The organism is Nocardia cerradoensis NBRC 101014 (assembly GCF_000308535.1).
In the GTDB taxonomy this organism is placed as follows: domain Bacteria; phylum Actinomycetota; class Actinomycetes; order Mycobacteriales; family Mycobacteriaceae; genus Nocardia; species Nocardia cerradoensis.
The window spans coordinates 1-14,316 of record NZ_BAFW01000351.1 but is presented as its reverse complement, the minus strand read 5'-3'; the positions used below and the strand labels follow the sequence as shown (position 1 = coordinate 14,316).

Annotated in this window: 10 protein-coding genes; 5 read left to right on the top strand and 5 right to left on the bottom strand. The window is 67.9% G+C overall.

Annotated elements, in window-relative coordinates; translation table 11 throughout:
- The 5 genes from ON23_RS29885 to ON23_RS39900 all read left to right on the top strand — a co-directional run.
- Positions 1 to 416, top strand: a 416-nt coding sequence (locus ON23_RS29885) for a hypothetical protein (protein ID WP_157170326.1), incomplete at its 5' end; no start/stop codon positions are given.
- On the top strand, positions 413 to 2,275 hold the full coding sequence (locus tag ON23_RS29880) for a hypothetical protein (protein ID WP_039782469.1): 1,863 nt from the start codon (positions 413 to 415) through the stop codon (positions 2,273 to 2,275). The genes ON23_RS29885 and ON23_RS29880, both read left to right, overlap by 4 nt.
- A complete protein-coding gene (locus tag ON23_RS29875; RefSeq protein WP_039782468.1) occupies positions 2,272 to 3,885 on the top strand; it encodes a hypothetical protein in 1,614 nt (537 codons plus the stop codon). Before ON23_RS29880 ends, ON23_RS29875 begins: the two co-directional genes overlap by 4 nt.
- Positions 3,866 to 9,073 (top strand): FtsK/SpoIIIE domain-containing protein, encoded by a 5,208-nt coding sequence (locus ON23_RS36270; protein ID WP_051043557.1) that lies wholly within the window; start codon positions 3,866 to 3,868, stop codon positions 9,071 to 9,073. Before ON23_RS29875 ends, ON23_RS36270 begins: the two co-directional genes overlap by 20 nt.
- A 74-nt stretch (positions 9,074 to 9,147) precedes the next feature.
- Positions 9,148 to 9,891 carry an endonuclease III domain-containing protein gene (locus ON23_RS39900; RefSeq protein WP_094028411.1) on the top strand — a complete coding sequence of 248 codons (744 nt, stop codon included), beginning with the start codon at positions 9,148 to 9,150 and terminating at the stop codon, positions 9,889 to 9,891.
- A gap of 338 nt (positions 9,892 to 10,229) precedes the next feature.
- On the opposite strand, the gene ON23_RS29865 is transcribed toward ON23_RS39900, so the two are convergent.
- The 5 genes from ON23_RS29865 to ON23_RS38200 form a co-directional block, all read right to left on the bottom strand.
- The gene (locus ON23_RS29865) at positions 10,230 to 10,844 is read right to left on the bottom strand and encodes a TetR/AcrR family transcriptional regulator (RefSeq protein WP_039782467.1); all 615 of its coding nucleotides are present in this window, start codon (positions 10,842 to 10,844) and stop codon (positions 10,230 to 10,232) included.
- Positions 10,845 to 11,152: 308 nt separating this feature from the next.
- A complete protein-coding gene (locus tag ON23_RS29860; protein ID WP_039782466.1) occupies positions 11,153 to 12,385 on the bottom strand; it encodes a cytochrome P450 in 1,233 nt (410 codons plus the stop codon).
- 5 nt (positions 12,386 to 12,390) lie between these two features.
- Positions 12,391 to 12,618 carry a ferredoxin gene (locus ON23_RS29855; protein ID WP_039782464.1) on the bottom strand — a complete coding sequence of 76 codons (228 nt, stop codon included), beginning with the start codon at positions 12,616 to 12,618 and terminating at the stop codon, positions 12,391 to 12,393.
- The gene (locus ON23_RS29850; RefSeq protein ID WP_039782463.1) at positions 12,618 to 13,484 is read right to left on the bottom strand and encodes an SDR family NAD(P)-dependent oxidoreductase; all 867 of its coding nucleotides are present in this window, start codon (positions 13,482 to 13,484) and stop codon (positions 12,618 to 12,620) included. The genes ON23_RS29855 and ON23_RS29850 overlap by 1 nt, the downstream gene beginning before the upstream one ends.
- A gap of 306 nt (positions 13,485 to 13,790) precedes the next feature.
- Positions 13,791 to 14,198, bottom strand: a complete 408-nt coding sequence (locus ON23_RS38200; protein WP_094028228.1) for a hypothetical protein — start codon at positions 14,196 to 14,198, stop codon at positions 13,791 to 13,793.
- Positions 14,199 to 14,316: the final 118 nt, after the last annotated feature.

Genomic DNA, 14,316 nt, shown 5'->3' with positions numbered 1-14,316 from the left:
CAGCCGCCGGCCTGGTGGTGCGGGAGAGCGACGGAGACCCGGGGTTCGACGTCGACGGTGCCTACCTCCTGCCGCGCAGGAAGGCTGACCCGATCCAGCGCATCGCCCTACGCGGGTGGCTCGCGCATGGGATCGCGCACGCCCTCCTCGCGCAAGACGCGGGCGAGCGCCCGTCGTGCAAGCCTCGCGCGCACGCGCTAGAAGCGGAGCGCGAGGCGACGTACCTGGCGACGCTGATCATCATCCCGTCGTCGCCGCTGGCTGCCACGCTGCGCTTGAACCCCGCGGGTGCACTCGTCGGAGGAGATGAGGTCGGAGCCACGCTCGACGAGATCGCCTCTGACTTCGACGCGCCCGCGCCGTTCGCTGCCGCTCGCCTTGTCGAGGACGGCGCGCTCGCGGTGATGCCGCTATGACGGCTGACACCGGCGCGCAGGCCCCGTTCGACGAGGCGCTCCCAAGCCCGCTGCGGTCGCTCCGGGCGCTGAGGGCGGATGCCCGGGATGCGGTCGTCGCGCTCGGCGCGCAGACCGGTGCTCAGGCGACGACTTACGTCGCGAGCGCGGTCGACGACGCCATCACCGAGCTCGCCTCAAGCTCGCCGGTGCCGCACGCCATCGTCATCGCCGGCTCTGCGGGAGGCGGCAAGAGCGGCTGTGCCGAGCGTCAGCGGCAGGCGGCGCCGAACCTCTTCTCCGACATCGTCGAGGACGCGACCCACTCCGATCGGCCCAGCGAGGATCAAGCGGACACGCTCGCTCGCCGCCTCGCGCCGCTCGCCGACTGCGCAGGTGCGCGACCGGAGCGGCCGGTCCTCATCGCGGCCAACACCGGCATGATTGTGCAGCTCGCCGCGGCCTGGACCGAGCCGCGCCGGGGCCACGCATTCGATGGCCTGATCCGCCGGCTTTTCCTCGCGCTCGGACTTCCGGGCGCTCCCGACGACCCGCGGGACGCGTTGCCGCTAGACGTCAGGGTGCTGAACCTCGACGATCGGCCAACCAGCGGCGAGGGCGGGCTGCTGCGCGGCATGCTGCCGATGCTGCGGCCGGCGGCGACAGGTACGGCCTTCCCTGACGAGCGGTGCGCAACGTGCGCCGCCATCGCGTACTGCCCGGCGCGGGCGAACGCCGAACTCCTCGCCACGGTGGGCGTCGACGTGGTCGACCGGCTGGCCTCGCGGGCTGCTGTCGAGCGCGCACGCCAGGACACCCCACGCGCGCTATGGGACTTCCTCTCCCGGATGGCGTTGCCTGACTCGCACTACGCGTCCGACGAAGACCCCTGCGCCGCCAGCGCGCGCGCCTACCGCGACTCCGATGCTGGTTGGGTGGTCAGCGGGCTGGTCCCGCTGACGATGTTCCGCGCGGGCGGCGACGTCGGCCGGCGCGTCGCCCGTCTGGACCCGGCGCGGCAGCCTCGCAGAGAGACGTATGACGCCTTCGCGGGCGCCGGGTTGATGCCCGAAGACGACGCAGAGCCGCTGCGCCGGCTGGCCGACCACGCCCGGAGCGCGGGATGCGACGAGGCCGCGATTGCGACGGCTGCCTCTGCCCTTGCGCAAGGTGTGGCCGACGGCGCCGACGAGCGCGAGTGGCGGGACGCGGCTGCTCACATCAAGCTCGGCGTCGCCGTCCTACTCGGGGAGCTCGTCCCGGACGATGATCCCGCAGAGCGGCCGTTCCTCCAGGCGCTGGCGCTCTATGAGCGGTGGCAGCGGCTGGAGGCCGATGGCGCCGACACATCCGCGGTACTGGAAGAGATGGAGGACCCGTTCGACCTCCTCGTCACTCAGCTCGCGAACGGTCTCGCCCGGATGTTCGGGGAGACCCATGACGACCGCACATTCCTGCCGGTCCGGAACTACGACCCCCGCGAGGCCAGCCGCGCCTTCGTCGAGTTCCAGCTGCACGTCTCGACCGCGCAGCCCGAACTCGACCGCGCGACCGCGGCGAATCACGAGGGCACCCGCCTGATCGGGTACCGGCCGATGGCCGTGTCGCTCCAGCTCGAAGCCGGTATCTCCGTGAATGTCGACCTCCCGACGTACAGGCTGCTCGACGCGACGCGGAAGGGACTCGCCGGCGGAAGCGGCGACGCCGAGCGGACGTTTGCGCTCCGCCGCGCCTCGGAAGCGATCGCGCGGGCCACCGCCGAATCTGAAGGCGTGGCGATGCTCGTCACCGATCCAGGCACCTCCAGGCGGTATCTCGTGACGACGCAGGCGGGCCTGGGTGGCCGGCTGAACCTGCGGGCCAGGGCGGTGAGCGAGTGACCGCGGAACTGGACGGCGTTCTGCAGGAGATGGCTCGCGCCAGGGGCGCGATCCTCGCTCTCGATGGCACGCAGGTGACGGCGACGATCGGTGGCCGGTCAGCATCGCTGCTACTCCCCGCAGATGCCGAGGCGCTGACCGCGCTGTCGGATCTGCCGAGCGCGTTCCCGTCCCGAGCGGCGCGCGGCGACGTGCGCGAGAAGACGCTCTACAACATCGTGCAGGACATGGTCGGCATCTCCGAGGGCGCCCGGCTAAAGGACGGCACCTTGCGGGACGAGCTCCCTGGGGTCATCCGAGCCGATCCCGCGTCGCGGCGAGTGCTTGCTGCCGTCATGGGGCGGCAGTACTGGTTCCGGCCTCGAAGCAGCTCGCCGGTGACCTTCCTGTCGCCGTTCCACGCCGACCTACCCGGTGCGTACGACTACATGGGTCGCTACAAGTCCTTCCGCGGCAGCCTGCTGCTCTTCCTGAGCTTCGACGGGAGCGGCTTCGACCTGTCGCTCGCGGCCGAGGTACTCGAGTTCCTTAGCAGCGAGGGCGGCCTGAACCCCCTGGACCGCGAGCTGCTGCACGCGGCGCGCGCTGTCGCGGAGCAATCGGGGCAGCGGCGCGTCCCGGATCCGCAGCGGCTGGTGGAGCTCGATGGGCAGCTCCGGCCGGATGCGCAGGTCCGCGCGCGGCTCGCGCGCGGCGCGTTCGACCAGCCGGCGCTGGACCTGATCCGGCGCGACCTGCGCACTGTTATGACGCTGGAACTTCCCCGGCACGACAAGGTGGCGGCGCTCGTGCTCGCCGTCAGCCTGCACGTTGCGCTGTACTACTACCGGATCGCGTTCCGCATCGGCGAGGGGCTGCAGCGAGCTGCCCGCGCGCTCGATGGCGGCGGCGCTCCCGCCGCGCCCGACTTCAGCGGCGCGGCGCTGTTCCGCGTCGGCAGCGGCGGCGATCGCCCCGTCCGGGAGAGCGACCCCTGCGCCCGGTCCTGGTGGCAACTGGACGAGCAGCACCTGCTTGCACTTCCCGCCACCATGATCGCCGCGAACCTGCTTCACGCTGCAACCACAGCGGTGCTAGGCGACAGGGCGCCTGCGATACCGGACCCGAGCGCTTGTGCTGCCGCCCTCGTCACGGACGGCACGTCGCTGGCTCTGGGCGAACTGCTGTGCGCGGCGGTTGCCGCCCGTGTGGCTGAAATCGCCGGCGACCTCCCCGCGGCGACCGATCCTGGCGCCGGCGGCTATGCCCTGCGGGCGGCCGTGCTCGAGACGTTCCGCGGCCGGGACACCGCGTTGAAGCAGCGCGGGCGCGACGTCGTGAACACGATGGTTGGTGGCTTTGGCGGAACCCTGAAGCGCAACCGCGGGCGCGTTCGGTTCTTCGAGCTGGACGAGCAGGTGCTTTTCCTCCTAGTAAAACTCGTTCTCGACGGCGCGGGCGTCGAGCAGATGCCGCTGAGGTCGGAGTTCCTGCCCGCTCTGCGCCAGTACGGCCTCGCGCCCCAGAACGCCGATGAGAAGGAGCTTCTCGCCGACGCGCTCGAGCGGCTGGGGCTGCTCGTCCGCTACAGCGACGCGGGGGAGGCGACCTATGTCCGTCATGTCATCTGAGGGCGCTGCGACAGCGTTCGCGCGGGCAGCCGCGGCCGCCATCCGCCGCGAGCTCGCCGCTCCGCGATGGGGCAGTCGCAGGCTGCTGTTGCGGCAGCTTCACGGGCTGCCGCCCGCCGCCATCTTCGAGGCCCTCCTGGACGGTGTGCAGACGCGCGATATCACGGTCTACCCCGACGGCCCCGGCGGGAACGGTGCGACCATCACGTCGATTGTTGCCGACGGCGGGACGCTGATCATCCCGTACCTGGTGGACACATCCGCTGCGACTCCTAATAGCGGCAACGAGGGGTTCGCGGCCAGCCTCAGAACGCACTTCCTCGAGGGCGCTCAGGAGCGCCGGGTGCTTCTCATCCTGGCGGCGGATCCGCAGGAGACGATCGCTTCCACGACGGATGATGCCGCCACCCTTCCGGCAGTTTCTTTCGATCGCCTCTGCAAGGCAGCCGTCCTGCCGCCACCGGGTCATCCCCAGCCGTCACGGCTGCTGCGGGTCGTGGTTGACGACTACGTCACGCGCGTGCAGGCGTTGGCGGGGACGCCGACGTGGCAGGACGCAGAGCGGCTGCGTGACTGGGTCGACCGTCACCACGATGACCCGGATGCGGCAGTTGGTGCGAGCCTTCACGAGCTCGGGATGTACGTCTCGGACCCGGATCTAACGCCGGCAACTGCTGCCCGCCGGCTCGAGGAATCGGCGTCCTGGCGTCAAGACCTCGACCAGCTGGTGGCGTCGCCCGGGCAGGATCTGGCCAGGGTGCTTTCGCGGCGGGTTGGTGCGGTCGGGATCGATAAGGTGCTATCAGCGCAAACAGTGCGCGGCACCGACTACGCCGGGTTCACCCTGTCGGACCTGAAGGATCGCGGCGCTCGGCCACCGGTGGAACTCGACGCGATCACGCCCGTCGAGGGTGCGCGACTGGCCCTGCAGTCGGGCTCTGCCATCGCCCTGTGGCTCCCCGTCGCCGGTGCGACGCTGAAGTTCAAGCTGACCCGCCCGCTAGGTCGCACGGAGCAGGCGCGCCTGTGGTGGCACGGATCGCAGCGTGCGCTGCTGCCGGTGCGCGGGCAGTCTGCCGAAGCGAGCGTCGCGGCTCCCCCGAGCGGCGAGTGGCGCTTCGGGTGGCTCGAGCTACTCGACCGCGGCAGCGTGACTGCCCGCTATCAGGTCGGCGCGGTGTTCAGTGATGGCGACGCCGTCGCGTTCGAGGATGCGCTTGACATCGACACCGAGATGGGCGGCTTCAACTGCGGCGAGACGCCGCTCCTGACTGCATGGGATAGCAAGGGGCGGTCTCTCGGTGCGGTGCGACTCGACCATGCTGATGACGACGGAGATGACCCCGTCCGGCACGTCTCGGGCTGGATCGGCAGCGTCCGCGTCGGGCCGGTGCCCGTCATCCCGGCGCGTGCCGACGACGATGACGGCGGCGGTGGCGGTGGCGCCGCAGGCGACGGCGAGGATCGCGGCAGCGACCGCGGCGACGGTGACAGTGGCGGCGGCGCGCCAGGCGACGGCGACGAGGGCGCCGGCGACGACGGCGGCACGGATAACAGCGGCGGCATATCAGGCGCCAGCGGCGATGACGGGTCACTGAACGGCGGCAGCGCCGGACGCGGCGAGCTACCGGCGGCGTCCGCAGAGCAGCCCACCCTGGCGCACGCGATGCTCGCCTTCCGCCAGCAGGAGTGGCCAGGCGGTGCGACCGCCGCCGCCGGGGGCACGCTCGTGACCGGGCGGTACGGCGCAGTCCGGCTGAAGGTGCACCCGCGCTCTGAGCGCACCGAGCTGCTACCGGTCGAGCAAGCGATCCTCGCTCATCCCGAGTGGTGCATGTTCTCCGTCGCGGCTGACGGCAGCTCGTGCTCGCCAATGCGAGAGTTCCCGCGACCGGAACCGGAGTGGGCGTCTCAGCTCGACGCCTTCCTCGGCGCCCGGGTTCGCTACTTCGACGCGGCGGTCCGAGCCGGCAGCACATACGCGCTCGACCCTCGCAGCGAGGTTGCCGGTGACTACACGGCGGCCTACCGGAACTTGCTCAACGCCCTCCCGCGCGACGCGACGTCTCGCGCGGAGTACGACGATCTTCTCCTCGTCGACCGCACGGAGGTTCGCGGGATTGCCGATGCGCTAGTGGCGCCGACATCGCCGCTGACTGTCGCATGGCACGCCGCGCTGGCGGACCGGTTCTCCATGCTCGCCGCCGCCGGCGCGGCCGTGGATCGTGCTGACATCGCAGCTTTCACACCGCAGCACTTGCTTCCGGTAGTGATGAGCTTCGGCGACTGGTACGAGGCGGTGCCGTCGAAGACGGCCCTGCTGTGGCGACGGTACGCGCCGCTCGCGTCGAGCAACCCTGGCGCTCTGGAGCGCAACGCGACCTTCATCGCGAGCAGGATCAGGTTCTTCCTGAGCGTGCACCCTGGCCTGAACCGCCCGGAGACCACCGTGGCGGTGACGTTCGCTGACGCCGACGATGGGAGCGCCGTCGTCGAAGCGGTGCGGCACTTCTTCAGCCCAGAGCGGACCCTGGAGATGTACCGGCGGCCGCGTCTCCGTGCGGTCATCGCGGGTGGTGGAACCGAGGCCAGGCGGGCCGTCAACAGCGTTCTCGCCGGGGCTACGAGCAGTGATCTCGACCGGATTGTCCAGACGCGCTGCGACTTCATCGTGTCGGAGACGGCCTCTCCGCCCGAGTTCAGCGACGTGTCGTTCCTGTTCCGCAGTCCGGGTAGCCGCGGCGTGCGGCCTGTGGCGCTCGACCAGCGGGCACCTACCACCTACTCACGCAGCCTTTGCACCACGCCGGGCCGGATCCGCGTTCCCGACGCCGAGTACGTGTTCGCGACCGGTACCTTCGCCGCACCGCTCAGTGACGACGCGACCGATCTTGAGGCGATCCAGTACCGGAGCCTCGAACTCGTCGGCGGCCAGGGCGGCGAGCGGCTCCAGCCGGGGTGGACGCGAATGGTCACTGCGACGGCCGCCGAAGCTGACCTCGCAGACTGGTACGACCAGTCCGCATGGGTGGTGCACCTCGACCGCCTCGTAGGGCTGGAGGCCTTCGCCGACGCCGACTCCGGCAGGACGCTGCTCGAGTACGAGGAGGGCGCGGACCCGGCCTACTTCGGCTACGACGGCATAACCGGCACGCGGATTGCCGTGCAGCCGTACATCGCCGCCCTGCGTCGCGCCCTCGCCGGTGTGGCATCACCGCGCCCAGACGAGGCACGCGCGCTGATGCGCGTTCTCGAAGCGGTGTCCGGCAGATGGGCCCTGCAGATCGTGCAGCGACCGCTGCTGAAGGTTCTCGAACGCACCGGAACCGCGTGCGCCATCAGGCATCTCGCGAGCGTGGAAAACGCGCTGGACGCGGACGGCGGTGACAGCTTCAACGCGCTCGTAGCCCTCGAGGAGATAGTTCCCGGCTTCCCGGAAGCAGGCATCCCGCAGCGGCTACGTGCCTCCCGCACCGGCCGCGCAATGTGCGACGACCTGCTGCTGCTGTCAGTCCAGCCGCGCGGTGATCAGGCACCGCTTGTTCAAGCGACCGTCATAGAGGTGAAGTTCTCCCAGGGGGGAGGAGCGGACTACTCAACCGCCGCAGAGCAGGTCGAGGAAACGATCTCGTGGCTGCAAGGCCGGTTCTGCGACGCCGGCGAGCTGGAAGAGCTCCGCGGGCGGGACCTCGCTGAGCTGATCCGCTCATCGCACACCCGCAACACGTCGTTCGGACTCGCACCGCCGCTACCAGCCGGTGCCGAGGACTCCCTCGCTCGTATCTCGGCGGGCGATTACGAGCTGGACTTCGGCCACTGGCGCCGGGATGCGTACCGGCGCGGGCTGGTGATCGCCGTCGAACCTCGCCTTGCGGGACCGATGGAGCTCACGCAGCTGAACGCGCAGCTCGGACCCATCGACCTGGTGAGCATCAGGCGCGATGCCGCGGCCGCCGCGCTCGAAATGCACCGGCTTGCCCCGCCCGGCGGATGGGCGCGGCTGCGGCTCGTGCCGCCGCTAGCGTCGGCGGCCGGAGGAGCTCAGCCGGCGGCACCGGACTCTGGCTCGGGTTCCAGCCCCGCTGCGAGTCCCGCCACCGACACCGGTGCGCTCTCGGTCGAGCTCATGCGCGACGCGGCGAGCCTCGACGCGGCGTTCGCAAGGTACGCCTTGACCGTGGAGCCGTTCGACCCGGCCCTGGCCCAGGCGGGCCCGAGCGTGATCAGGTTCCGCACCAGGGCCGTCGGCAGGCTTTCAATCTCCGAGGTAGAGAGGCGCAGCCGCGACATCAGCCGGGAAGTGGGGGCGCCGGGCGTAATCGGCATCGGTGACGAGCCGGGCTTCATCACCGTCGACGTGCCCCGGGCACAGCGGCAACCCGTCCCCATGCCGATCGCCTTGCAGGCCCTCGATGCGCACGACCCGAAGCCGGGCGCGCTCTCGTTCGTCGCCGGCGTCGCCCCCAGCGGGGAGGTTCGGATCGAGGATCTCTCGCGCCTCCCGCACCTGCTTGTGTCCGGGGCAACCGGGTCCGGAAAGTCGGTCTTCCTGCGCGGCATGCTTGTGGAGCTGCTCCGCTCTCGCACGCCGGAGCAGCTGCGCCTGATGATCGTCGATCCCAAGCGCCTCGACTTCGCACCGTTTACGCGGGCGCCGCACCTCGAACGCGGGGAGATCATCAGCGATCCGGCGGAGGCCCTTGAGCGCCTGCGGGCGACGCTTGAAGAGCAGATCGACCGGCGCCAGCCGATCCTCGAGACCGCAGGCGTGAGTTCAGCCGCGGAGTTCTATGAGTCCGGCGGTTCGCTCGACGAGCTCCCGCAGCTTGTCATCCTGGTCGACGAGTTCGCAGACCTTGTCCTCGCCGGACCGGACCGGCGCGGCTTCAGCGAAATGATCCAGCGGTATGCCCAGCTGACGCGCGCCTACGGCATCTTTCTCGTGCTCGCAACGCAAAGGCCAAGCGTCGACGTCATCACCGGAAGCATCAAGGCGAACCTGAGTGCCCGCGTGGCATTCTCACTGCCGAGCGTCCGCGACTCGATGACGATCCTCGATCGTGGCGGCGCCGAGGACCTGCTCGGCGACGGCGACCTGCTCTTTTACCGGAACGGCAAGATCGAGCGGCTGCAAGCCCCGTTCGCGACGCTCGCGGACGTGCGCGCCGTACTCGATGTTCTCGGCTGAGGGGCGGAGGGCTGCGCGCCCGGTGCAAACAGCGATCTCGCGTCATAACCCGCAACTGTCGTACCGGCCTGACAGTGTGGCGGACGTGGCGGGCGTTGATGGAGACGCCCGTCGGAGACGTCATCGACGTGATCAGGCCTGCTGGCTTTGGAAAGCAGCGTGCGGCTCAACTGCAGGGGTTGCTCCAAAGGGTGGCTGCCGACTGCAAGGAAAGAGGCATCCGTCGGATCACCCTGGACTGGCTCCGGCACCTGCCAGATGACGACGTGGAGAGCTACCTCACGTCTCTGCCAGGCATCAGCGAGAAGAGCGCCCGCTGTGTCGTGTACTACTCGCTGGACCGGCAGACTCTGGCCGTCGACACGCACGTGCGGCGGATCCTCGACCGGCTAGGGGTCGTTGCTGACCGCAAGGGGAAGGTCCGGTACGCCGACTACGAGGCCGTGGTGCCGGAGCGATTGAGGCAGCGCCTGCACGTCAACCTCATCCACCACGGCAGGGCGTTCTGCCGATCGCAGCTACCAAAGTGCGGCGGTTGCCCGCTCATCAGCTTCTGTCCCAGCGGGCACAGCGCAGGCAGCCGACCCGTCGTAAGGAAACCTGGGGCCAATTTGGGGCCACACGTCGTGAGCAGCCCTGCGCGCGCAGCACTTTCATCGCGCCATCCTCGGAGAGGTTTCACGCTTGACGTGCGTAAACGACTTCCACAGGGAGCTGGGGGTCAAGTGGTCGCAGGTTCAAATCCTGTCAGCCCGACCGAGAAAATCCCCTCCGACCAGCGTCAGAGGGGATTATTTGTTCCCGCAGCCAGCCATTGATGACCGCCAGTGTGCCAAGAGTGTGCCAACGCGCAGACTTCTGCCTGCCAACCCCCGGGGCATCCCGTGGTCGGGGCGCACGTCCACGGCTCCCTCGGTGCATTGAACCTCTCCAGCGCGAGAGGTCGCTGGTTTCAAACCAGCTGGAACGGGCCCCGCCCGTTCACGACGGGGCAGGTTTCGCATGAAGGCGATTGCGGACGGTCGTGTCGCCAGGCGAGAAGTCGACGTAGGTTTTCAGCCTGGCAGTCGAAGATCTTGTCGCTCGACCAGTCTCCGAGCTGACCGGTGGTGGCTCCAGTGTCCGGAAGAGCGTTCGGCCTGCCCGTCGCGTCGGCTCAAGCGGCTCCTGGTGCCAGGAATGCCGGCAGCATGAACGTTTCGAGAAGACGCCGATGCGCCGGGTCGTCGGGGTCTTCGAAGTCGAGGCGGCCGACCAGGATCAACTGGACCAACGCCAGCCACTCGCATGCTTCTTCGTTGGTGATGTCCTGGCGCAGTTCGCCGGTTTCGCGGGCGCGGTCGAGGATCGGTCCCCACATTTCGAGGGTCAGGTCACTCGCCAGCCGGGAGGTGCCGACCACAGCGGCGGCGAGGTCCATGTGTTCGGGGCTGACGATCAATCGGATGAGCGGGTCTTTGCGGCCGCGATCGACCAGGAAAATGAGGCCGTCCACGATTTGGTCACGGAAGTGCTCGCGTTCCAGGACGTATTTCGTTCCTTTGACGAAGAGCTTGCGTGACCGCAACCGGATCAGTTCCGCGATCAAGGTGTCCCGGTCGCGGAAGTAGCGATAGATGGTCGGGCGGGAGACGCCGGCGGCTTTGGCGATGTCGTCCATTGTGGTTTTCGCGACGCCGAAATGCAGGAAGGTCGACTGAGCGGCTTCGAGGATCTGCCCGCGCGCCTCTTCGACGTCCCCGCTCAGGACGTTGCTGTTACGTCGAGCCATTCTCTGTTCCTGCCCTCCATGGGAATTTCTGCGTGTGTTTGCACAGCTGATGACACCATGGACAATACTCGTTATTTGTTGTTCGTTCGAAGCCGTCGCCGTTCACCGGGCATGTCGACGGCACCGTGCATCGCGAAAAGTGTTGTGCTCGAGTGTGTCTGGAACACGGCTACCAGCGGGTATCGGCCGCTGGCGCATGCGCGTCGATTGGAAAGCTGGTGAGGACTCTCACACAGGGCTCACCCGGTTCTCCGCTTCGATGCGGCGAGACGAGTGAGGGCCGCGCGGTGCGGCCCTCACTCGGTTGTTCAGTTGTTCGGGGTGAAGGTAATCGGTAGTCGCGCGCAACCGCGCACCTGACTGGCGTGCATGACCGGCGGATCGCCCTCGACGAGAGCGTAATCCGGTATGCGCCGGTGGATTTCCTCCAATGCCAGCCGTAGTTCGATGCGGGCTAGGTGGGAACCGAGGCACCGGTGCGCGCCGGCGCCGAACGACAGGTGCCGGTTGGGCGTGCGGTCCAGGTGCAGCTCTTCCGGATCCTCGAATTCGCCGGAATCCCGGTTCGCCGAGCAGAGCATGAGGATGAGCTGATCGCCCTCGGCGATCGTGACGCCGCCCAGCTGCGTGGTCCGGGTGGCCCGCCGGCCGGGAATGACGGCCGCTTCGATGCGCAGAATCTCCTCGACCGCGGAGGGGATCAGGCTTTCGTCGGCGATCAGCTGTGCGCGCTGCTCCGGATTGTGCGACAGGTGGATGATGCTCCAGGCGAGCGAGCCCTGCACAGTGTGCAGGCCCGCGATGAGCAGCAGGAAGAACATCCGGTTGAGTTCTTCGTCGGTCAGCAGGCGGGTGCCGTCTTCGAGTGCAACCTCGGTGTGGATGATCTGCGAGGTGATGTCGTCGCGCGGGTTGGCTTTACGGTCGTCGATGATGTTCTGGAAATAGGCGAGCATCTTGAACGCCGCCTCACCGCGTGCCTGGTTGGATTCCTCCTCGCTGGCCCCGGGGATGCCGGTGAGGAGGACGTCGGTGGCGTGGGTGAACATCGGCGCGTCCGACAGAGGCCAGTCCATCAGGGACAGGAAAACCCGAGTGGGCAATTCGTGGGCGAAATCGGCAATGAATTCCGATGTGCCCGCGGCGGCGAAGTCGTCGATGAGTTCGTTGACGACCGCGCGGATATCGTCCTCGAGGGCCTTCATGCGATTCGGGCTGAACAACGGCTGCAGCGCGAGTCGATAACCGGTGTGTTCCGGCGGGTCGAGTTCGAGCGGAATGAATTTTCCGAAACCCGCGGTGGTGGTCGTCAGATTGTTCGGATGGCTGGAGAACGTTTCCGGGTCGCGCAGGACCTCGTGAATCTCCTGGTATCGGGTGACGATCCAATGTCCGCCGTGGGCGGTGGAATAGACAACCGGGCCGCGGCTCGCGAGTTCGGCGACTCGGGCCTGCACGGTGTCCTCGGGAAATGCGAGCGACTGGTCGTAGATGTCGAAATCGACGACCAAGTCGGCGGAAACCTCTGCGGTGGTGGTCATAGCGTTTATTCCTCGGATAGGGGAAGGGCGCTCGTGAGTGTCAGCGCACGTTCGGGACATGCCGCCGCCGCGCGATGGGCGGCGTCGAGTTGCGCGGCGGGCACCGGATCGCTTGTGACGACCGGATTTCCGAAATCATCGGAGTCCAGCAACTCGGGCGCTGTCGCATAACACAGCCCGTGCCCGGCACAGGCTGTCCGGTCGACGACCAGGTGGGCGGGTGAATCGGCCATCACAGGTCTCCGGGCGAACCCTTGTCCTCGGCGAACCACATGCCGACGCGGGCAAGGGTGCCGCCATCGGTCGAAGGCAGCACGAGACCGGACAGATACTGCGAGTCGTCGGAGGCGAGGAACAGTGCCACTTTCGCGTTGTCGAGCAGCGACGGCGGCCGGTTCAGCTTGAGGGGGATGGGGGAGATCGACGGATCCCATGGACCTGCGACCTGCTCGTAGGACTGTCCGACCACCGGCGATCCCGGAGGCATCAGGAAGTTCGGCGACATCCCGTGGGTGGGGCAGATGGCGTTGACCCGGATGCCGTATTTACCGAGGTCGAGGCTCAAGCCGCGGACCAGGCCGTTGACGCCCGCCTTGGTGGCCGAATACATCGCGATGTTGTGATAGGCGACCAGGGACGCCGCCGAGGAGGTCGCCAGGATCGTGCCGCCGCCGTTGTCGCGCAGGTACGGCACCGCCGCTTTGGCGGCATAGACGACACCACTGAGGTTCACGCCGAGCACGTGCTGCCAGTCCGCGTCGGTCAGATCCTGGAATTCGACCTCCTCGCCTCCTGCCACCGACGGCACTCCGCCGCGTGAGACGACGCCGGCGTTGGCGAACATGATGTCCAATTTGCCGAAGTGCTCCACGGCTGCCGCGACAGCGGAGTTCACCTGCTGCTCGACGCTGACGTCGGCAGTGATGGCGATGGCCTTACCGCCCTGCTGCTCGACGAGTTCCACCGTTCCGGCGGCCCGCTCGGAGTCGATGTCGACGACCGCGATGTTGGCGCCCTCGGAGGAGAACAACTGGGAACACTGACGACCGAAGCCGGAACCGGCTCCGGTGATGACGGCGACTTTGCCTTCGAGCTTCATTGGGAGACTCCGATTTCCAGAAGGATGCGGCCGGCGCGGAGAGGCCGGTCCTGACGGAGGCGACAGCGTGCCGGCAGGGGGAGTGCCGGAGTGACCTATCCGAGTTCGGAGTGCTGTGCCTCACATTCGAAGCTACGTCATCGGACGACTGACGTCAATCGTAATTTGTCAGTAAATGTTCACCGAACGATTGACGCCTTTCGTTCCTTGTATCTACCCTGGTGGCGACGTTGCGCAGCCGCGCGCAGGCCGTGCAGAGGTCGATGGATCGTTATGGAGGCAGTAATCGGTGAGTCGTGTTAGGTATCAGTTCCCCATCACGACGTTGAGGCCCGCGTTGCTCGGCATCGCGAGTGTGGAGCCGCAATGACTGCCGCGCCGGCGCCGTCGTGGCCGGGGTTTCCGAAGCAGGCTGAGCTGCAGGGTGATTGCGCGACGGTGCCGACCGGAATGACGGTTGAAGCGGCGCACCGGATCATGCAGCAGCATGCGCACTGGTCTGGTACACCGTGCGCTCGCCGTGCCGCCGCATTGCGACACTTGGTCGCTTTGGGGCGGTATGTCCTCGACAAGCGCCGATGCCGGGTGCGGGTGCGGTTCGCGCAGTCGGACGTTTCCGTGGATTATCAGTGCACTCGCGAGATAGCCGAGGCGTTCGCGACACGGATGCGCCGCCGTTTCGATTCCATTGTCGTCATCGATGATCGAGTCCATCCTGACCTGCCTCCGTTGCCGTGTGCCCGCCTCTGGGCGCCATAGGCCGACGACTGCAGTAAACCTACAGCCTATAGGTATATTGCGGTAGGTCGGCGGGATCGTCGATCGAGAACAG

Excerpts from the sequence above, each read along its gene's own strand:
- ON23_RS29880 (WP_039782469.1), top strand. The coding sequence starts at position 413 with ATGACGGCTGACACCGGCGCGCAGGCCCCGTTCGACGAGGCGCTCCCA.
- ON23_RS36270 (WP_051043557.1), top strand. The coding sequence starts at position 3,866 with ATGTCCGTCATGTCATCTGAGGGCGCTGCGACAGCGTTCGCGCGGGCA.
- ON23_RS29865 (WP_039782467.1), bottom strand. The coding sequence starts at position 10,844 with ATGGCTCGACGTAACAGCAACGTCCTGAGCGGGGACGTCGAAGAGGCG.
- ON23_RS29860 (WP_039782466.1), bottom strand. The coding sequence starts at position 12,385 with ATGACCACCACCGCAGAGGTTTCCGCCGACTTGGTCGTCGATTTCGAC.
- ON23_RS29855 (WP_039782464.1), bottom strand. The coding sequence starts at position 12,618 with ATGGCCGATTCACCCGCCCACCTGGTCGTCGACCGGACAGCCTGTGCC.
- ON23_RS29850 (WP_039782463.1), bottom strand. The coding sequence starts at position 13,484 with ATGAAGCTCGAAGGCAAAGTCGCCGTCATCACCGGAGCCGGTTCCGGC.
- ON23_RS38200 (WP_094028228.1), bottom strand. The coding sequence starts at position 14,198 with ATGGACTCGATCATCGATGACGACAATGGAATCGAAACGGCGGCGCAT.